The sequence below is a fragment of the Streptomyces sp. NPDC028910 genome, from assembly GCF_055564955.1.
In genome coordinates, this window is the sequence record NZ_JBVHVF010000009.1 from 1 (window position 1) to 20,137 (window position 20,137).

Genomic DNA, 20,137 nt, shown 5'->3' on the forward strand with positions numbered 1-20,137 from the left:
GGGCTGAAACCTCGCCCACCCCATCAAAAACCGCCCTCCCCCTCCCCCGGCCCGCACTTAACCGCCCGCCACAACGGGGCGCCCCCCCCCCCCCCCCCCCCCCCCCCCCCCCCCCCCCAGGGCCCGGGAGTGCCGGCCTTCAGGGACCGGCGGGCGGGGCTACGACCAGGTCTGGTACGAGCTCTTCTGGCTGTGGCTGCCGCAGGCGAAGGTGCGGAGGTGGAACTCGAAGCTGTCGTCCAGGCAGAGGCCGGTGGCCTGGTTCTTGAACTCGACGGAGCCGTCGGGGTAGCGGTGGACGAACCAGCTCTCGTCCTTCGCCTTGTCGCAGATCTGGCTGGAGACGAGGCCGTTGGGGGCGCCGGTGAGGCAGTATCCCGTCTTCACGTTCTTCAGTTCGCGGGTGCCGTCGGCCCACTGGTGGACGTTCCACTTCTGGTGGTCGTTCCCCGCCTCGCACGGGTACGTACGGGGTCCGAACTCGGCGCTGTCGTCGAGGCAGGCCTTCGTCGCCCCGTTGCGGAGGGTCTGGACGCTGGCCGGCGCGGCCGCGGGGGCCGCGGCGTCGGACGACGTGGCCGTGGCCGTGGCCGTCGTGGTCGCAGAGGTGAACGTGGCGGCGAGCAGGATCGCCACGAGGGCGGCTCGTGTGCCGACCGCGGTGAGGGAAGTGTTCATGTCGCTCCTTGATTGATGCGAGTCGATGCGAGTCGATGCGAGCGCGGGCCCGTGACCGGTGCCGCGGAACCCGCGGGTGCCGGGTGGGTCAGCCGGTGATGTTGACGGGACGGTAGGCGTGGTAGCCGTCGCGTCCGTTCACTCCGTAGGAGTGCTGCTTCCAGCGCGTGCCGACTCCGCCGGCCTGCTCGTAGGACTTGTAGCCGGAGCAGTCCTGCCGGTAGCCGCCGGCCCACCGCTTGGTCTGGCTGTACGGGACGGGGCGGCCGTTGTTCGCGGTCAGCCAGGTCTTGGCCCGCTCCAGTACCTGGGCACGGGTCACCCGGGGCGGGGCCTTGGTCGCGGAGCCGGTGTGCTGACCGGCGGCGGGCGTGACGACCGCCGCCGCCGGGGCCGGCGCCGCGGGCGCCGAGGGGGCGGTCAGCGCGGCGGAGCTCAGGCAGACGAGGGTGGTCAACGCCGCCATACCCCAGCGGCGGGTCATGTGTGTGGACATGGGTTCTCCAGCTCTTCGTTACGGGAGGGTCCGGCTCGGCTGCGTGCCGCAGGGGATGTGCCCTGGCGGTGGCGGGGCGTCAGGGCCCGTGCTGTCGCCGCCGCAGTGCCGGTGGTCAGAGTGTGTGGCGGTGTGTCAGCCGCCCGCAAGGCTGTCCCGTTTGCTTCAGCGATGTCGGGATCCCTATCGTTCTGACCTGCTGGGACAGACTCGTCCCGGGACGAGGCGTGGCCCTCGCGGGACGACACCCGGGGGCTCGGGCCGAGAGGGGCGAGATGACGGGCGGCGAGGGAAAGGGCCTCACCGAGGTGCAGCAGCTCGGCCACGCGCTGCGGGCGTTGCAGAAGCGGTCCGGCCGCACACTGCGGTCGCTGGAGTCCGAGGTGATGATCAGTGACTCGTCGCTGTCCCGGTACTTACGGGGCAGCACGGTCCCGCCGTGGGCGACGGTGCGGGACCTGTGCCGGGCGCTGGGGGGCGACCCCGCTGATTTTCGGCTCCTCTGGGAGGCGGCGGACCGGTGCCAGCCGAAACCGCCCGCGGGCGACGGTCGCAGCGGTCAGGCGGAGCCGGAGCCCGAGCCGGAGTCCCGGTGGGACCGCTGGGGCCACTGGCGTCGTACCACCCGCACCCGGGTGCGCGGCCGCTGGACCTGGGCAGCGGCCGGAACCCTCGCGGGCCTGCTGCTCGGCGCCGGGGTGGTGCTCGCGCTGCGGCCGGCCGAGGGGCCCGCTCGAAGTTCGCCGGGCGTCGAGGCGACGGGCAAGGGTGCTTCGCGCAGCGAGCCCGGGGCCGGTGCCGATGCCGGTGCCGGTGCCGGGACCGGGCCGCAGGACAAGGTCCGCATCTTCGTCAACCGGGCGACGGGTTCCTGCCTGGACCACAGCCTCGACCAAGGGCTCCGGTCGTTCGCACCCAACGGGATGCCTTACCAGCGGTGGACCGTCCACCCGTCTCCCGACGGCACGAGCGAGCTGAGGAACCACGCCACCGGCGCGTGCCTGGACAGCGGGGACGGGCTGCGCGCCCTTGCCTGCACCCGGTCCGAGGCACAGAAGTGGTCGGTCACCACGCAGCCCGACGACTCGGTCGAAGTCAGGAGCCGGAGCACCGGCGAGTGTCTCGACGACAGCAACGCCGGTCTGCGCTCCCGGCCCTGTGACGGCTCCCCCCACCAGAAGTGGGGCTGAGCCCGTAGGGGGTCCTGGGCCCTGTCCGGGCCCCGCGGAGACGGATGCCCTGCGGAGTCAGCCCACCTCCACGCTGTCCAGCTCCGCGTAGCGCTCGCCCTTGGACAGTCGCAACGCGTTCCAGCCCTCCCGCAGGGTGACGCTCACCTGCGACGTCCGCCACTGGTCCCAGCCGGTGTGGGGGTAGAGCACGGCGCCGGCGGACTTCCCGTTGACGGCCAGGCGGTGTGAGGACGCCGCCGGAGCCCCGGCTGCGTCCTGGGATCCGTTGGCGAAGCGGACTGCCAGGGTGTGCGTGCCGGGGGACGCGGCGAAGACGGTGAACTCCACGAAGCTGTCCGCGTGGTCGATGCCGCCGACCGCCCTGCCGTCGAGGGCTCCGGCGGCCTCACGTACGAGCGCGTGGTTCACCTGTGCGCGCTCCGCCTGGTAGAGCACCTTGCTGCCGCGGACCACGGGGTAGCCGTTGGCGAAGCCCAGGTCGGCCGCGTACAGGGCGCGCCGGGCGGGATCGGCGCGCCAGCCGTGGAAGAGGATGCGGTCCCGGCCGTTCGGGTCGCGCACCACGTCCTGGCCTCCCGGGCCGCGGACGGCGCCGTCGAAGGACTCCGTCGTCAGCAGCGGCGCGGCCGCCTTGGTGTACGGACCGGTGAGGCCGGTGGCCACCGCGTAGCCGACTTTGTACTGGTCGTCGCCGTAATGGCCGGCCGAGTAGAACAGCACGAAGTGGCCGTCGCGCCGGATGAGGGTGGGTGCCTCGATGACGTTCCCCTCCCAGCCGCGGTCCTGCCTGATCAGCCGGATGGGGTCCCCCGTGACGCGGGTGCCGTCCGGGGAGAGGGGCTGGAGGTGGAGCCAGGTGTCGCTCCCGCAGCAATTGCCGTCGTTCTTCCACAGGAGATAGCGGTGGTCGTCCTCGGCATAGCTGGAGGCGTCGATGGCGCCGCCCAGAGCGGCCGGGCAGACCAGTGGACCGTCTCCGGCCGGTACGAACGGGCCCTGCGGCGAGGGCGCCAGTGCGACGCCGATGCACTGCTTGCCACTCGCCCGGTCCCGGGCGGTGTAGTGCATGGTGAAACCGTGGCCGTTGTCGAACACTTCGGGCGCCCAGACCAGCGAGCGCTGGGGCTGCGCCCACGCGCCGACCCTGGGCAGCGCGTCGGTGTCGGCCATGGACCAGCGCGTCAGGTCCTTGGACGTGGCGTGCTGGATGTTCTTGCCGTGGCCGTTGGTGGCGTAGGCGTGGTAGGTGTCGCCCACCTTGACGATGTCGGGGTCGGCGAAGTCCTGGTCGAGGACGGGGCCGGTCGCTCCGGCAGCTCTGGTCGCTCCGGCAGCTCCGGCAGCGGCCGGAGCTGCCGGAGCTGCCGGAGCGACCATGAGGGCGAGGACGGCGGCCACGCTCCCTGCGAGAACGGTGAGATGGCGACCAGTCCGGTGCAGCGCCGAGTGGAACACGTAGGGCTCTCCTCCTGATGAGCTGAGGCCGACCATCGGTGACCCGGCACGCCCGGCTTGCCGGCGGGCGGGCCTGATCACCTCGGTCATGCACGTGGACCCTGGAAACGACTCGGCGGTACGCGGGTTGCGTCGCGGAAGGCGGCGCGACAGGTGAGCGACGGGATCAGGCGGAGCTCGTGAGGATGACGAGTTGCCGGGTCGCCCGGGTCATCGCGACATAGCGGTCGACCGCTCCTTCGATGCCCTTGCCGTACGCCTCCGGGTCGATGAGGACGACCAGGTCGAATTCGAGCCCCTTCGCGAGCTCCGGGGTCAGCGACCGGACACGGGACCCCGGCCGGAACGTGCCGCCCTCGATCTCGCCGGCGCCGATGACGCAGGCGATCCCCTCGGCGTGCTCCGCGAGCCAGGTGTCGAGGATCGCGTCCAGATCGGCGACGGATCCGTGGACGACGGGGATGCCGCTGCTGCGGATGGAGGTCGGCACATTGGCGTCCGGGAGCGCGGCTCGGATGACGGGCTCGGCCTGCGCCATGACCTCTTCCGGCGTGCGGTAGTTGATGCTCAGGGAGGCCACGTCGATCCGGTCGAGACCGATCCGCTCGAGCCGTTCCCGCCACGACTCGGTGAACCCGTGCCTGGCCTGGGCGCGGTCCCCGACGATGGTGAAGCTGCGGGACGGGCAGCGGAGCAGCAGCATCTGCCACTGCGCGTCGGTCAGTTCCTGCGCCTCGTCCACGACGATGTGCGCGAACGGGCCGGCGAGCAGGTCCGGGGCAGCGGTGGGCAGTTCTGACTCGTTGACCAGGCTGACCTGGGCGTCGCGGCCGCGCAGCATCGTCACCAGGCCTTCGCCCTCGTCACCGTCGGCGCCGGAGTCGGCTGCGGCCTCGATCAGGTTGTCGACGACCTGCGCCATGCGCTCGCGCTGGGCGGCGAGGATGACCTCGTTCCGGCGCTTTCGCCGGGCCGCCTCCGGGTCGCCGAGCCGCTGCCGGGCCGCGTCCAGGAGCGGCAGGTCGCAGACCGTCCAGGCCTGGGCGTCCTTGCGCTGAAGCTTCCGGACCTCATCGGGCGCGAGCCAGGGGGCGCACATCCGCAGGTAGGCGGGTACCGACCAGAGGTCTCCGACGAGGTCGGTCGCTTCGAGCAGCGGCCACGCGCGGTTGAGGGTGGTCACCAGCTCCTCGTCGTGCAGCAGGGACCTCCGGAAGAGGTCGGGCGAGACCTCGCCGTCGTGCTTGTCCATGAGGATCGTGACCAGTTCCTCCCAGATCTGCTCGCGCGCTTCGTTGTGCGGGGTGCCTGGTCCCGGTGCTGCGAACGCCTCGGCCCAGTCGTCGGCGCTCAGCCAGATGTCCTCCCAGGGGGTCGTGACCGTCATCCCCCGCTCGGGCGGCTCTTCGTAGAACCTGACGGCCGTCTCGATCGCCTTCACCATGTACGCGGACGACTTCAGGGCGGCCACGTCCGGCTCGGCCTCGATCGCCGCTCCGGCTCCCTCGGGGACGAGGTCGCGCAGGGTGCAGGTCTGCACGCCTTCCTCTCCGAGGCTGGGGAGGACGTCGGCGACGTAGGCCAGGTAGGGCTGGTGCGGACCGACGAACAGTACGCCGCCCCGCCGCTGACCGAGGCGGGGGTCGGAGTAGAGGAGGTAGGCGGAGCGGTGCAGAGCGACGACGGTCTTGCCCGTACCCGGACCGCCGTCGACGACGAGAGCGCCGCGGGATCCCGCCCGGATGATGGCGTCCTGGTCGGCCTGGATGGTGGCGAGCACGTCTCGCATCCGGGAGGAGCGGTTGCCGCCGAGGCTGGCGATGAAGGCGGAGTGGTCGTCGAGCGCGGCGTGCCCTTCGAGCCCGTCGGCGGTGAACACCTCGTCCCAGTAGTCGCTGATCCGGCCGCGGGTCCAGCGGTACCTGCGGCGGCTTGCCAGACCCATCGGGTTGGCGTGGGTCGCCGCGAAGAACGGCTCGGCCGCGGGAGTGCGCCAGTCGATCAGCAGCCGGCGGCCCGCGCTGTCGGTCAGGCCGAGCCGTCCGATGTAGAGGGGCTCGGGGTCGTCCGCGCTGACGACGTGTCCGAGGCACAGGTCCAGACCGAAGCGACGCAGGGCGCGCAGCCGGCTGGTCAGCCGGTGGATCTCCACGTCCCGCTCCATCGCCTCCCGGCCGATGCCGCCGGGCGCCTTGCGCACGGCCTCGAGGCGGTCGGACAGTTCGGCGATCGCCTGCTCGAGGCTCTTCTCGATGGCCGCGAAGTGCTGCTCGTCGGCGGCGGTCAGCATCGGGTCGGCCTTGGGGGCGAGGTGGTCGGGCAGGTCGAACACGCTGGTGGCGAGGGGGTTCATGTCATCGGCTCCGATCCGAGGTCGCGCTGACGTCACATCACACGACTCGTCAACCGGCAAAGACGCACGCACTTCGTTGGTCTCCCGTTTCCGCAGGTTCTGGCCTTGGATCAGGAATTCTGCGGGAGGACCGGGGCCTTGCCGCAAGCCCCCCGGTGCGCTATAAGTTGAGAGTGGCAAGGAGCGGGTATCCCTCCTTGCCTTCGTTGTTCGCCGTGGACGCGCTGCCGTGGACGCGCTTCAGAAGCCGGCGGTACGCGCCTTGTCCCTGAGGTCAGGAGGCGGTGGCGCGGCGGATCGCGGCGATGGTGGGCACCGGTTCCCGGGTGAGGAAGTCCAGGACCAGGTGGTTGACCAGCTCGGGCTTCTCCTGGGTGAGGAAGTGGGAGGTGCCGGGGACGATGGCCAGTTCCGCGTCGGGCAGGGCCTCGAACATCTCGACCATGTGCGCCAGTGTCACCAGGTCGTCGTCGGCGAACATCACCAGGGTGCGGGCGGTGACCGCGCCCAGCTGCGACGCCTGAAGGTCGGGTTCCTTCGCCGCCATCTCGCCGATCTTCGTGGCTACGACCCTGAAGTGCTCCTCACCGTCCGGTGACACCTCGCCGTAGGCCGGACCGAGGAACTGGGCGATCGCGTCCACGTCCCACTCCGTCCCCGCCGGCTCGGCCGAACCGGACGTGTTGAAACCTCCGCTGATCAGCACCAGCCGCTTCACCAGCTCCGGCCGCTGCATCGCGACCAGCATCGCGGTGACCGCCCCGTCGCTGTGGCCTACCAGGTCGGCCGGTTCGCCGACCACGGTCTCCAGGAAGGCGATCGTGTCGTCGGCCATCAGCTGGTAGGTGATCGGCCCCTCCACGTCCGGTGTGTGCCCGTGCCCACGGCGCTCCGGGGTGTAGACGTGGAAGTGCTCGGCCAGCGGCCCGAGGTTCGGCTCGAAGAACCGGGCGTCCACCAGGCCGCCGTGCATGAGCACGAGCGGTGCGCCCGCGCCCTGCTCGCCGTACCAGGTCTTCACGGCGCCGAGTTGAACGTACTCGCCCATCGTTGTTTCCCCTCTCCAAGGCGCGACGGTCCGCACCTGCCGGTCGATCTTGAAGCAGCCTAGCGAGCTAAGTGGACGCTGTCCACATTGAAGGGCCCGCCGGGGCGGCCCCCCGCAGGGAGGAAAGACGGCGCGTACAGCCCCGCCCCGCGCGCGGAGGCCCGTACAGTCTCGCTCTGAGCCGGTTCGTCCTAGTTTGGGGATATGCGTTGCGTCGTCTCACTGTTGCTCTCACGTTGGTGACCGTTCTTTCCTGTGGGTCCTTCCTCGGCGCGCAGGCCGTCTCGGCGGAGAGTGAGCCGGCCGGCGGCGGCAGCCGGGGTACGAACATCCTGATCGTCGGCATCGACAGCCGCGCCGGCCTCTCCGCCGCCGAGAAGGTACGGCTCCACGCGGGCGGCAAAGGGTGCAACTGCACGGACGTGATGATGCTCGTCCACCTGTCCGAGGACCGGCGGCGCGCCAGTGTCGTCTCCATCCCGCGCGACTCCTACGTCGAGTACGCCCCCGGCACCGGCCCCGCCCGCAGCGGCAAGATCAATGGTGCGTACGCGATCGGCGGTCGCGCGCTCACCGTGGCCACCGTCGAGAAGGCCACCGGTCTCCACATCGACCACTACCTGGAGACCGGTTTCACGGGCTTCGAGCAAGCGATCGACAACCTCGGCGGCGCGACCGTGTGCACGGACAAGCCGCTCAAGGACGAGAACTCCGGGCTCGACATCGGCGCCGGTCACCACCGCACCAACGGGAACGAGACCCTGCGCTACGTCCGGGCCCGGCACGTCAACCTCCGGCCCGGCGACCTCGGCCGGGTCCGGCGCCAGCAACGGGTGCTGAACGACCTCCTGGCCCGTCTCGCCTCCGAGGGCGCCCTGTCCGGCCCCGTCAGCACGGCGCGCACGGTGCGCACCCTGCTGAAGTCCGTGCGTACCGACGAACGGACGGGGCTGGACGATCTGGTCCGCATCGGCTGGGCACTCGGCCGCCTGCCGGCCGACCGGACCGAGTTCGCGACCGTCCCGATCCGGCTCTTCGACCACCGCGTACCCGGAGTGGGTTCCACCCTGGTGTGGGACGAGGCCCGCTCCGCCGCGTTGTGGGACGCGCTGGGCGCGGACCGCCCGATCACGGGCGACACCCGGATCCAGCCCGTTGCGGAAACCGCGGCCCCGACCAACCCCGCCGCCATCGCGGTCCGCGTGGACGACGCCGGGGTCGCCGCGGCCCTGCGCCGCAGCGGGTTCGCCGTGACCGACACCTCGCTGTCCGCACCGCCGCAACGGCCCGCCGGCCCCCCTGTGATCCGGTACGCCGCCGGCCAGGAGGAGAACGCGGCGACCCTCGCGGCCGCTCTGCCGGGCTCCCGCCTGGAGCCCGACCCGAACCACGACGCGGTCTTCGACGTCGCGATCGGCACGCAACCCGTCCTGGTCAAGACCGTCACTTATGACCGCAACGTCGCCGACGGCGCCCCCGTGACCGCCGACCGCCTGCGCTGCGCCGGAACGCCGCCCGCGACGACGCCGGTGCGTGGTGAGCGGGGCGGGCCCGAGCGGCCGGGGAGCGGCGCAGGGCCTTCAGGGCGACGATGAGAGGTGTGGACGCGGCGCAGCCGCAGGCCGCGGGCCGCACCGGGTGAGCGGCCTGGCGCGCTGACCGCGGCGGCCTCCCCGTGCGTGGGCGGCGGCAGCGCGTGCCGCCGTCCGGGGGCGCCGCCGCGCGCGGGCCGGGGCCGCCCAGGAGGAGCGGGTGCAGGATGCATGAGGAGATGCCGCTAGAGGATCTGATCAGCAGCGCCGCCCAGGACGCCGGAGGGTGGCTGGGCGCCCTGCCGGTGGCGCTGGTGGCCACCAGCAGCGACGGGATGATCGTGCGCTGGAACCACGGCGCGCAGGATCTGCTCGGCTACGCACCGCCCCAGGTACTCGGACGCCACATCGCCGATCTGCTCCATCCGGGGGCCGACCGCAGCCTGGGCCGGTCCTTGTGGGAAACGGCTGCCACCGGGCGCGGGGTGATGGGCACGGTCACCGCCTGGCACCGTGGCGGTCATCCACTGGAGCTGGAGATCTGGGCCTGCCCCGTGCCCGATCGGCGCCACGGCGCCTCGGCGGTGCTGGTGTTCGCCGCGGACGCTCACGCGGCCCGCCGCATCCGGGGATCCTCCGCGGTGTGGGACGGGCTGTTCGCCCGCTCGCCGGTCGGTATCGCCATCCTCGATACGCAGCTGCGGTTCCTGCAGGTCAACCCGGCGCTCGAGGCGATGAACGGCCTGGCGGAGTCCGCCCACGTGGGCCGCCGCCTGGCCGAGGTGCTGCCCGAGGTGAACGCGGGCGAGATGGAGGAGGCGATGCGCCAGGTCCTGGACACCGGTGAACCGGTCCTCGACCGGCGCCGCACCGGCCGGACACCGGCCGACCCGGAGCACGACCGCGTGTGGTCGTGCTCGTACGTACGCGTGGAGGACCCCGCCGGCCGGCCGATCGGCGTGATCGCCTCCCTCCTCGACATCACCAGACAGCAGCGCGACCACACCGAGGCCGAGGCGGGCCGCCGCCGACTCGCCCTGCTCAGCGAGGCCAGCTCCCGCATCGGGGCCAGCCTCGACCTGGAGCGCACGGCGCAGGAGCTGGCCGACCTCGCCGTCCCCCACCTCGCCCACGCCGTCACCGTCGACGTGCTGGACTCCCTCGCGCACGGGGACGAGCCGGGGATGGGACTGGCCGGGGGCGTTGCCCTGCGACGTCTGGGCAAGGCGCCGCTGACCGGCTCCGCCGTCACCCAGATCCTGGCCCCGCTCGGGAGAACGCTCACCTTCCCCGCGGCCGCCCCGTACACCCAGGCACTCGCGGCCCGGCAGCCCTTCCTGGTCGCCCACCTCGACGACGAGGCCGTCGCCCCCGCCGCCCGTTACTCCGCCAAGCCCGCCCGACTCCTCGAGAAGGGCGTGCACTCGTTCATGATGATCCCGCTCGTGGCCCGGGACCTGGTCCTCGGCGTCGCCACCTTCTACCGCACCGGGCCCGCCGGCCCCTTCGGATCCGACGACGTCACCCTCGCCGGCGAACTCGCCGCCCGGGCCGCGATCGGCATCGACAACGCACGCCTCTACCACCACGAACACGAGACCGCGGTCGTCCTCCAGCGCAGCATGCTCCCCCAGCACGTCACCGCACCCCCCGGCATCGAGATCGCCCACCGCTACCTGCCGGCCAGCGACGTCAACGAAGTCGGCGGCGACTGGTACGACGTCCTGCCCCTCACCGGTGGCAGAGCCGCGCTCCTCATCGGAGACGTCATGGGCCACGGCATCACGGCCGCCGCGGTCATGGGACGCCTCTCCGCGACGGTCCGCGCCCTCGCCCGCCTCGACATGTCCCCGACCGACCTGATCCACCAGCTGGAGGCCACCCTCGCCGACCTTTCCGACCCGATGCTCGCCACCTTCCTCTACGTGGTCTGCGACCCGACCACCGGCCACTGCACCGTCACCCGCGCCGGACACCCGCCGCCCGCCGTGGTCGAGCCCGACGGCACCGTCTACCTGATCAAGACCCCGCCCGGCGTCCCCCTGGGCGTCGGCGGCATCACCTTCACCACCACCGACATCACCCTGCCCGCCGGCAGCCTCCTCGTCCTCTACACCGACGGCCTGATCGAAGCCCGCAGCCGCGACATCGACGAACGTCTCAACGAACTCACCAGCCTGCTCACCGAACCCGAGCAGCCGCTCGACCACCTGTGCGACTCGCTGGTCGCCCACCTCGTCCCGGCGTCCGCCGACGACGACATCGCCCTCCTCACCGCCCGCATCGGCACCCCCACCCGCTCGCCCCTCGTGTGAGGGCGGGCTGTCACCCTGCACGCCTGTCCGCGTACAGTCCGTGATGTCGACGACGCACCGTCAGGCACCGGGCCCGACGGCCGGACAGGAGAAGACTCGTGGCCACCGACGCCAGCAGCACGCCGCTCGCCCCGCAGCGGTCCCGAACGGGCCGGCCGGTCCCCGAACTGGACGCCGCCCGCGTGGAGCGGTGGCGCACGGACGGAGGTGAGCTGGTCGACCTGCTCGCCCAGGTGCGCGGGCGCCTCGGCGGTGTCGCCGCGTTCCGCCTCGGGCCGCGGCCCACCGTCCTGGTCACCGGGCCCGAGGCCGTCCAGCACGTGCTCGCGCGGCACCCGGACCGGTACGTCAAGCGCTCCCACCGCGCCCGCCTGCTCGTCGGCGACGGCGTCCTCGCCGCGACCGGCGAAGCCTGGAAGCGGCAACGACGGGTGTTGCAGTCCCAGTTCACCGGAACGGGGATGCGCCGCTACGAGGAGCGCATCGCCGGGGCGGCCCGCACCACGGCCGAGCGGTGGGCCGACCACGCTCGCACCGGGCGGACCCTCGACGTCGGCGAGGAGATGCGCCGCTTCGCCCTGGACACCATCTGGCGCTCGCTCACCGGACATCCCCTCGACGCCGCCACCGCGCACGAACTGACCGCGGTCGCCACGGTGGTGGCCGCGCTGCCGACCCTGCCCGCCGACGTCGTCGACGCCCGGGAAGCCGTCGCCGCGGACCTCACCAGGATCGACGCGGTCGCGCGGCACGCCGTGGCCGCCGCCCGGGCCGGAGCGCCCGGCCCTGACGGGCCGGGACTGCTGCAGGTGCTGGTCGACGCCTCCGCCGAGCGCCCCGAGTACACCGACCAGCTGCTGCGCGACGAGCTGGTCACCCTGCTGGTGGCCGGCCACGAGACCACCGCCACCACGCTGACCTGGCTGTACCTGCTCCTCGACCGCCACCCGGCGGCGCGCGAGGAGGCGCTCGCGGCCGGCGGCGCGGGTTCACCCGGGCGCCGGGAAGCCCTCCAGGCCCTCGTCAGCGAGACGCTCCGGCTCTACCCGTCCGCCTGGATCCTGCCCCGGCACGCCGCCGAGGACGACAGCCTGGGCGGCTACGCCGTCGAAGCGGGGACGGACCTGCTGGTCTGCCCGTACCTCACGCACCGCGACCCCGAACTGTGGCCGGACCCCGAGCACTTCGAGCCCCGTCGCTTCACCGTCCCGGGCGGCCGTCCCACCCGGCCGGGCGCCTACCTGCCCTTCGGCATCGGCCCCCGCGCCTGCCTGGGCCAGCAGTTCGCCCTCCGCGAGTCGACCGTGCTCCTCGAACACCTGCTGCCCGCCCACACGCTGGAGTTCCACTCGACCCCTGCCAAAGCCTCGTACGGCATCACCGTCCGCCCCGATGGCCCGACCCCTGCCACGCTGACCGGGGTGGGTACGAGGGGCACCGCGCGCTGAGGGCCCGCGTCGGCCGGACCCGCGCCGGGCGAGGGGCGAGGGGCCGGCTCAAGGAGCGATCGGCAGCTGTCGCTTGTGCTCGGTGAGCCGGTAGCGGCGGACGATGACCTCGGCGGCGGACTCACCGACCGGCTTGCCTTCGAGGAGGTCGTCGATGTCGTCGTAGGTGACGCCGAGCGCCTCCTCGTCGGGCCTGCCCGGCTTCAGCGTCTCCAGGTCGGCGGTCGGGGTCTTCCAGATCAGCTCGGACGGAGCGCCCAGGGCCTCGGACAGGGCCCGTACGCGGCGCTTGGTGAGGCCGGTGAGCGGAACCACATCGGCCGCGCCGTCGCCGAACTTGGTGAAGAAGCCGGAGACCGCCTCGGCGGCGTGGTCGGTGCCCACGACCAGGCCTTCGTGCGCGCCCGCCACCGCGTACTGGGCGATCATGCGCTGCCGGGCCTTGATGTTGCCGTGCACGAAGTCCTGGTGGTGCGCGTCGCGGAAGGCCGTGCCGCCGGCCAGTACAGCCTCCAGCGCGGCGTCGCTGGAGGACTTCACATCGACGGTCAGGATCCGGTCGGGCCGGATGAACTCCAGCGCCATCTGCGCGTCCTTCTCGTCGGCCTGGGCGCCGTACGGCAGCCGCATCGCGAAGAACGTGGCGTCCTGCCCGGCCGCACGGACCCGCTCGACCGCGAGCTGGCACAGCCGGCCCGCGGTCGTGGAGTCCACCCCGCCGCTGATGCCCAGCACCAACGAGCGCAGCCCCGTGGAGAGCAGCTGGCCGCTGAGGAAGGCCACCCGGCGCTCGATCTCCTGGCGTGCGTCAAAGGACGCGCTCACCTGGAGATCCCGGGCGATCTCCTGCTGCGGGGATATGGACGCCAGGTCGGTCACGGTCGCTCCTCGTCGGGCCCTCGGGCAGGTCGGCACGCGCCGCCGGGCCGGGGCCACAGGGGGCGCAGGCGACGGAAGCACTCTAGAGGAAGGCTCCCGGGCACCGGACCCCGCCCGGACCGGCTTCACCTTCCACGCGGCCATCCCGCCCGCGGTCGGGAGGTGCGGGGCCCTCGCTCGGAGCGGAGGGGTGGGGCGAGGGCGGAGGTCACGGTGATGTGCGCGCCTCCCCGCGGGCCGCGGGTGATGTGCGTCGAGCCGCCGGTGACGGCCGCGGCCCTGCGGGCGATGTCGAGACCGAGCCCCGAGGAGCCGGTGCTGCTCCCGCGGGAGAGGGCTCGGTCCGGTTCCGGAATGCCCGGCCCGGCGTCCTCCACGGTCAGCTCCACGGCGTGGGCGGTGCGGGCGACGCGGACGCCGAACGGGGTGCCGGGCGGGGTGTGGCACCACCGCTGGAGTCGGCCACGGCGACCCCGACGGCCACCGCCGCGGCCGCCGCGGTGAGCGACAGCACCTCACAGAGGGAAGGGGAGGACGGGGTGCGGCCGAGCCTAGGGCGGTGACCAGCTGAAAGAGCACTCTGGAGGCGTTCTTCACCTGCCCTTAAGGAAACCCGCAGGTTCGGCGCAGGAACCGGCGACCCGTGTGATCATGACCGTCGGCACATCCGCCGCACCTCATGGGGGGACCATGCGCACCCGCACCACCAACGCCACGACCGGCCTCGTCGCCGCGCTCGCGGCGCTGCTCGTCCTGGCCGGCTGCACCGCACCGAGAGAGAGCCGGCCCGGGCCGGTGAATTCCGGAACGTCGGGAACGTCGGCAACGTCGGCGCCCGCGCAGAGCAGCGGGTCCGGGTTCGAGGGGCCCCGGCCGCAGGATCAGAACCTGTTGGCGTGGACCGGCGACCCCAATGACGCGGGGCACGTCACCGCCCAGTCGGCCGCCGGGGTCGGCGGGCGGATCACCCTGGTACGGATCGTCCTGCGCGAGCAGATCACCTGGTCGAACATCTGGCTGGGCCTGGCCGGCCTCGACCCGAACGCGCAGCTCGCCAACTGCTACCTCGGCGTGTACGACGCCAACGGCGCCCTGGTCGCGGCGACGCCGGACATCTCCCCCCAGCTGATGACCGACCCGATCGCCAAGCCGCTGGCCCTCGGCAAGCCCTTCACCGCCGCACCCGGGACCTACTTCATCGCTCTCCTGCTCAACGGGAATTGGGCCACCAATGCCCTCACCCTGAAGTCCACCGGCGCCGGCATCTCCGTCAATGCCGGTCTGACGCCGCCCGCACTGCGCTACAGCACCATCCTGACCGGCCAGACCTCGCTGCCGGCCACCGTGAAGCTCGCCGAGCAGTCCACGAGCACCATCAACACCGGCTGGGGCAGCCAGTGGTACGGGATCTCCTGAGCTGTCCGGTTGTGCTCAGCTCTCGTACGGTGGCCGGATCGCGTCGCCCGTCCGGGGGATGCGGCTCCGCGGACGGAATGCCCGGCCGATCACGTGGGTTGGCACCAGCGCGAGACCTGATCCCGTCAGCACTGGAGAGCTCATGAAGATCGGCATCATCGGCGCGGGCAACATCGGCGGCAACCTGACCCGTCGGCTCACGGCCCTCGGGCACGACGTCTCCGTGGCGAACTCACGCGGCCCCCGGACCCTGGCCGCCCTCGCCGAGGAGACCGGCGCCACCCCCGTCACCGTCTCCGAGGCGGCGCGCGGCGCCGAGATCGTCGTGGTCACCATCCCCTTCAAGAACGTGCCGGACCTGCCCGCCGGGCTCTTCGACGAGGCCGCCGAGGGCTTCGCGGTCATCGACACCGGCAACTACTATCCGCAACAGCGCGACGGCCGGATCGCCGGCGTCGAGGACGAGGGCCTGACCGAGAGCCGCTGGACCGAGCGGCAGCTCGGACACCCCGTGATCAAGGCCTTCAACGGCACCTACGCCCAGGACATCCTGGACCGCCACCGCCCGGCGGGCGCGCCGGACCGGATGGCACTGCCCGTCGCGGGCGACGACGCCGCGGCGAAGAAGACCGTCCGCGCCCTCATCGAGGAACTCGGCTTCGACACCGTCGACGCGGGTGGCCTCGACGACTCCTGGCGACAGCAGCCCGGCACTCCCGTCTACGGACTGCGGGAGGGCGTCGACGGTGTCGCCAAGGCCCTCGACGAAGCCTCCCCGGAACGTACGGCGGCCTTCCGCGGCTGACGTCCCGCGCGTCGGCGGGGTACCGGTCGGCGGCGCCGCTCCCGGCCCGCACGGCCGGCTCCCGCCGCGGCGCGTGAGGTTAACCTGGGGCAGGGCGTGGGGAGTTCTGGCGGCTGTGGGGCTGGGATGCCCCCTGGAGTCGAACTCAGGAGGACGGATGCTGGCCGAGTCTTTGACGGTGCTCGCCGGGGCGGGTGCCACCGCGCTGATCGGAGCCATGGCCACCGATATGTGGCAGGGGGCCCGTAGCGGGGCCGTCCGGCTCTTCGGACGGGGTGGCGAGGCGCGCGGCGACGCGATCGGGGCACAGCTCGACGACGACGCCGCCCTCGTCGTCCGCGCCGAACCGGGAGGCGGCGCGGACGAGATCCGGGAGGAACTACAGCCCGTGTGGCGCCGCAGGCTGCTCCTGTTGCTGGAGGAACACCCGGACTCCGAGGCGGAGTTGCGCGAGCTGGTCGCGCGCGTGCGGAGCGGTCTGCCGGCCGAGCGGCAGGTGTGGACGCAGTCGAACACCGCCCGCGACCACGGCACCCTCTTCGCGGTGCAGGGCGGCAACCTCCACTACCACCCGGCCGCCGACGGGCAGGTGCCCCCGCCCGACGACCGGGAGGGGCCCAACAGGGCGGAGAGCACGGACAGGGCGGAGAGCACCGACAGGACGGACGGGGACTCCTGACGATGGACGGCCTCCCCGAAGAGGTCCACCAGGAGGTCCGCGCCGTCGCCGGCTTCGCGTATGGCGCGATCGGCGCCGACATCCACGTCTTCGGGGACGGCACACCCGTCTACCTGCTGTACGCCCGGGACACGCACGGCGCCGCCGGCCGCGTCCGGCGGGACTCGGCCTGGCTGCGTGCCCAGCCCAGCCGGATGCTCGACGCGCGCAGCGAGATCGTGGAATTCACCGGCCGCGAGACGGAGCTGGCCCGGCTGCGGGAGTGGCGCGACCAGCCCGCCCGGTCGGCCGTACGCTGGCTGCACGGACCCGGCGGAGCGGGCAAGTCCCGCCTCGCCGCCCGGTTCGCCGCCGAATGCGCCGAGGCCGGCTGGCTCGTGGTGGACGCCGTGCACGGAACGGACACCTACCCGCCCGCCGAGGGCAGCCAGGACCTGCGCACCGAGCACCGCACCGGCGTACTGCTGCTCGTCGACTACGCCGACCGCTGGCCGGCCGCCCATCTCCGCTGGCTGTTCCACAACGGGCTGCTCCTCGGCGGACTCCCCGCACGGACCCTGCTCATCGCCCGCTCGGTGCGGCCCTGGCCCGCGCTGCGGGCGCAGCTGACCCGGCAGCGGCGTGCGGCCGACCTCTCCGACCAGCCCCTGGAGCCGCTCTCCCCGCAACAGGGCGAACGCAGCCGGATGTTCGAGGCCGCACGGCGCAGCTTCGCCGCCCACTATCCGGACCCGGCCGCGCTCGACTGCCTGCGCCCGCCGTACGAGGACCTCGCCCGCCCCGACTTCGGCCTCACCCTCGCCGTCCACATGGCCGCCCTCGTCGCCGTCGACGCCCGGGCCGGCGGCCGGGAACCGCCCTCCGGACTCGCCGGCATGACCGCGTACCTGCTCGACCGGGAACACGACAACTGGCGCCGGACGATCGAGGATTCCCCCGGCGGCGCGGGTGGCGCGGATGGCGCGGATTCCATGGGCGGCACCGGCGCCGCGGATCACGACCGCGACGCGCTCGCCCTCGCGCGGACCGTCTTCGCCGCCGTCCTCACCGGGCCGATGCGCCGCGACAGCGCCGGCCCGCTCCTGGACCGGCTCCTCCTGCCCGCGCCGACCGCCCGCGTGCTGGCCGCCCACTCGGTCCACTACCCGCCCACCGACCCGGCCGGCGCCCACGTACTGGAGCCGCTGCTCCCCGACCGGCTCGCCGAGGACTACCTGGCCCTCACGCTCCCCGGCAGCCCCGTCACCGGCTATCCGACCGACCTGTGGTCGGTCACCGCGACCACCCGCGTCCTCGAGCGCGACGGAGCGGCCGCCCCCGCCTGGACGCCGCGCGCCCTCACCTTCCTCCTCGCCGCCGCCGAACGCTGGCCGCACGTCGGGCCCTCGGTCCTCTTCCCGCTGCTGCGCCGCGACCCCGGGCTCGCCGTACGGGCCGGCGGCGGCGTGCTGACCTCTATCGCCACCCTCGACTCCGTGGACATTGACGTACTGGAAGCCATCGAGCCCCTGCTGCCCCCGGGCGACGTACGCGTGGAGGCCGGCGCCGGGGAACTGGTCGTACGGCTCACCACACGGCGCCTCCACAGCGCCGTGGACGGGCCCGAGCGCGCCCGGCTCTCCATGAAACTGGCCGTCGCCCACCTCAAGGCGGAGCGCCGCGCCGAGGCGCTCCCCCACATGGAGGAGGCCGTACGACTGACCCGGGAGGCCGCCGAGCGGGATCCGGCCCACCGCTCCGCCTACGCCGACGCGCTCCTCAACCTCGGTGGCCTCTTCCCGGGGGAGATCGCCGCCGAGCGCCGGACGGCGCTGCTCCTGGAGGCGATCGAGCTGCTGCGGGAGGGTGGCGGGGGCGGCGACGACCTCTCCCCGGCTGTACGCCTGGGCTCGCTGGCCCAGGCGTACAGCCGGGTGGCCTTCGCGCTCTGGCAGACCGGGGCCCGGCAGGAGGCACACGCGGCCGTGGCGGAGGCCGAAGACCTCTTCGGGGAGCTGCTGGACACCGACCCCTTCCTGTGGTGGTCCATGTCCTCGGACGTGAACCTGCTGGAGACGGTGCGCGGCCTGCTGCTGACGCTGTCCGGCCGCCCGCGGGAGGCGGCCGAAGGCGCGCGGACGGTGGTCGCGAACACCCGGCAGATGGCCGAGCTCAACCCGGCGCGCTACGGCGACGACCTGGCGGCGGGTCTGGACATGCAGAGCCGGCACCTGTGGGAGGCGGGACAGCACGCCGCATCCGTCGACGCCCTCCTGGAGGCCATCCATCTGTACCGGCAGCTGGCCGAGGTCCGGATCCCGTTCCGGCGCGTCCTCGCCGACCGGCTCGACGACGCGGCGGCCAAGCTCATCGCGCTGCAGCGGCACACCGAGGCCGTCGCGGTCGTGGAGGAGAGCCTCGCCCTGCACCAGGAGCGGCTCGCCGTGGCGCCGGACGACCCCGATGAGGTCGCGGCCGAACGGGGGGCCATCGGCCGGGCGTTGCTCTATCTGCGGGAGCGGCGCGGCGCCGACCGCCTGCCCTGGGGCACGGAAGCGGAGATCGACGCGGCGGCCGAGGAGCTCGTACGGGCCGCCGACCCGGCCGGGCTGTGGGAACTGATGCGCCGGGTCCCCGTCACCGACGCGATCCGGCTCGCCCACCGGCACCCGCCCCGTCATTGGGCCCCGGCCGACGAGGGTCCCGGCGGGCGGGTGGCGGCCCGGCTGGTCTCGCGACGGCACCGGCCGCGGGCCGCCGCCCGCGCCGCCCGGTCCGCCGCCGCGCGGACGGTGTGGCGGCTTCCCCACGCCGACGAGCCGGCGACGGCGGGCCGGGTCTCCTTCGCCCCCGGCCGGCCGGCCATGACCTGGGAGGTGTACACATCGAAGGGGGAGCGCCCACGCGACAAGCACTCCACCCGGATCGACGTGCTCGACCTCTCCTCCCGGTCCCGCTCGTGGTCGGTCAAGCACGTCAGGGTCGGCACCGACGCGGTGAGCTGCCTGGGACCCGACGCGGTCCTCGCGCTGCGCACGGTCCTGTACTTCGCGCCCGAACTCGTCCTGTACCGCCCCGGCCGGGAGGAGGTCCTGGCGAGCGGCCCGGATCTCATCGCGGCGCGCACCTTCGCCACCGCGCGCGGATACGTCGTACTGCTCTGGAGCGAACCGGTGGCCCTGGTCGGCGGGGTGGGCCGGCCGCTGGAGCGGATCGACCTGCGTGACCTGGGCCTGGACCAGTGCACGACATGCGCGGTCGATCCCTCCGGACAACGGCTCCTGCTGGCGGGCGGGGACCGCGCGGTCCTCACCGACGCGGATCTGCGGCCGCTCGACGGCGGGTGGTGGCGGGTGCCGAGGGAGCACGGAACGGTGGAGTCCGCCGTCTTCCTCTCGCCGGGCGAGGTCGTCACCGCCGCCTCGACCGGGGGCGTCTACCTCTTCCAGCAGGAGGCCGATCCGCCGGTGGTGACCGCCTGGGCCGCTCCCGGACCCCGTCTGGAGAGCCTGTTCGCGATCCCGGGGTGGCGGGTCGTCGGCGGCCGGGCGCAGGGCGGCGGGACGACGTACTTCCACGATTTCGTGGGACTCGACCCGGTACCCGAGCCGCGTCCGATCGCCGGGTCGTCCGGCGGCGCCGACCGGACCGTGACCGCCTCATCCGACGGGCGCTACGTGGTCCACGGCGCGGCCGTCCACGACCTCGGCCTCCCGGCCTCCTTCGTCGGGCGGCCGCTCGCCGCGCTGACGCCGGCGGACCTGGCGGCCCTGAACGCGTACCTCGACGGAGGCGGGGCGCCCTCCGCGACGGTCCGCGAACTGCTGGAGCTCGTACGGGACCTCCGGTCCTTGTGATGAC

The 20,137-nt window shown here is 73.1% G+C and carries 14 protein-coding genes and 1 pseudogene; 8 read left to right on the plus strand and 7 right to left on the minus strand.

Annotated features, from left to right (window positions below):
* Nucleotides 1-159: 159 nt before the first annotated feature.
* On the minus strand, nt 160-678 hold the full coding sequence (locus ACZ4TV_RS13830; RefSeq protein ID WP_468134129.1) for an RICIN domain-containing protein: 519 nt from the start codon (nt 676-678) through the stop codon (nt 160-162).
* Nucleotides 679-766: 88 nt separating this feature from the next.
* Nucleotides 767-1,174: a hypothetical protein gene (locus tag ACZ4TV_RS13835; RefSeq protein ID WP_468134131.1), complete on the minus strand. Its 408-nt coding sequence runs from the start codon at nt 1,172-1,174 to the stop codon at nt 767-769.
* A gap of 275 nt (nt 1,175-1,449) precedes the next feature.
* On the opposite strand from ACZ4TV_RS13835, the gene ACZ4TV_RS13840 reads away from it, so the two are divergent.
* Complete coding sequence (locus ACZ4TV_RS13840; protein WP_468134133.1) at nt 1,450-2,364, plus strand: RICIN domain-containing protein; 915 nt, start codon at nt 1,450-1,452, stop codon at nt 2,362-2,364.
* A 57-nt stretch (nt 2,365-2,421) separates the two neighbouring features.
* Here the strand turns inward: ACZ4TV_RS13840 and ACZ4TV_RS13845 are convergent, their stop codons facing one another.
* From ACZ4TV_RS13845 to ACZ4TV_RS13855, 3 genes are all read right to left on the minus strand, one after another.
* A complete protein-coding gene (locus ACZ4TV_RS13845) occupies nt 2,422-3,822 on the minus strand; it encodes a family 43 glycosylhydrolase (RefSeq protein ID WP_468134135.1) in 1,401 nt (466 codons plus the stop codon).
* A gap of 166 nt (nt 3,823-3,988) precedes the next feature.
* On the minus strand, nt 3,989-6,175 hold the full coding sequence (gene helR, locus ACZ4TV_RS13850; protein ID WP_468134137.1) for an RNA polymerase recycling motor ATPase HelR: 2,187 nt from the start codon (nt 6,173-6,175) through the stop codon (nt 3,989-3,991).
* Nucleotides 6,176-6,449: 274 nt separating this feature from the next.
* Entirely contained in the window at nt 6,450-7,223 is a 774-nt protein-coding gene (locus ACZ4TV_RS13855) for an alpha/beta fold hydrolase (protein WP_468134139.1), read from the minus strand.
* Nucleotides 7,224-7,462: 239 nt separating this feature from the next.
* Here ACZ4TV_RS13855 and ACZ4TV_RS13860 point away from each other — a divergent pair, with 239 nt between their 5' ends.
* The 3 genes from ACZ4TV_RS13860 (at nt 7,463) to ACZ4TV_RS13870 (ending at nt 12,518) form a co-directional block, all read left to right on the plus strand.
* Nucleotides 7,463-8,818 (plus strand): LCP family protein, encoded by a 1,356-nt coding sequence (locus tag ACZ4TV_RS13860; RefSeq protein WP_468134141.1) that lies wholly within the window; start codon nt 7,463-7,465, stop codon nt 8,816-8,818.
* A 176-nt stretch (nt 8,819-8,994) separates the two neighbouring features.
* On the plus strand, nt 8,995-11,070 hold the full coding sequence (locus ACZ4TV_RS13865) for a SpoIIE family protein phosphatase (RefSeq protein ID WP_468134143.1): 2,076 nt from the start codon (nt 8,995-8,997) through the stop codon (nt 11,068-11,070).
* A 98-nt stretch (nt 11,071-11,168) separates the two neighbouring features.
* Entirely contained in the window at nt 11,169-12,518 is a 1,350-nt protein-coding gene (locus tag ACZ4TV_RS13870; RefSeq protein ID WP_468134146.1) for a cytochrome P450, read from the plus strand.
* A gap of 48 nt (nt 12,519-12,566) precedes the next feature.
* Here the strand turns inward: ACZ4TV_RS13870 and nadE are convergent, their stop codons facing one another.
* Both nadE and ACZ4TV_RS13880 read right to left on the minus strand, forming a co-directional pair.
* Nucleotides 12,567-13,397 carry an ammonia-dependent NAD(+) synthetase gene (gene nadE, locus ACZ4TV_RS13875; RefSeq protein ID WP_468134148.1) on the minus strand — a complete coding sequence of 277 codons (831 nt, stop codon included), beginning with the start codon at nt 13,395-13,397 and terminating at the stop codon, nt 12,567-12,569.
* A gap of 125 nt (nt 13,398-13,522) precedes the next feature.
* A pseudogene (locus tag ACZ4TV_RS13880) lies at nt 13,523-13,828 on the minus strand (ATP-binding protein); the annotation flags it as partial.
* Between the two features lie 259 nt (nt 13,829-14,087).
* Between ACZ4TV_RS13880 and ACZ4TV_RS13885 the strand changes: the two are divergent.
* The 4 genes from ACZ4TV_RS13885 to ACZ4TV_RS13900 all read left to right on the plus strand — a co-directional run bounded on the left by ACZ4TV_RS13885 (nt 14,088) and on the right by ACZ4TV_RS13900 (nt 20,133).
* Complete coding sequence (locus ACZ4TV_RS13885; protein WP_468134150.1) at nt 14,088-14,813, plus strand: hypothetical protein; 726 nt, start codon at nt 14,088-14,090, stop codon at nt 14,811-14,813.
* Nucleotides 14,814-14,871: 58 nt separating this feature from the next.
* Entirely contained in the window at nt 14,872-15,618 is a 747-nt protein-coding gene (locus ACZ4TV_RS13890; RefSeq protein WP_468134152.1) for an NADPH-dependent F420 reductase, read from the plus strand.
* Nucleotides 15,619-15,775: 157 nt separating this feature from the next.
* The gene (locus ACZ4TV_RS13895) at nt 15,776-16,297 is read left to right on the plus strand and encodes a hypothetical protein (RefSeq protein ID WP_468134154.1); all 522 of its coding nucleotides are present in this window, start codon (nt 15,776-15,778) and stop codon (nt 16,295-16,297) included.
* A gap of 2 nt (nt 16,298-16,299) precedes the next feature.
* Nucleotides 16,300-20,133 (plus strand): hypothetical protein, encoded by a 3,834-nt coding sequence (locus ACZ4TV_RS13900; RefSeq protein ID WP_468134156.1) that lies wholly within the window; start codon nt 16,300-16,302, stop codon nt 20,131-20,133.
* Nucleotides 20,134-20,137 lie beyond the last annotated feature (4 nt).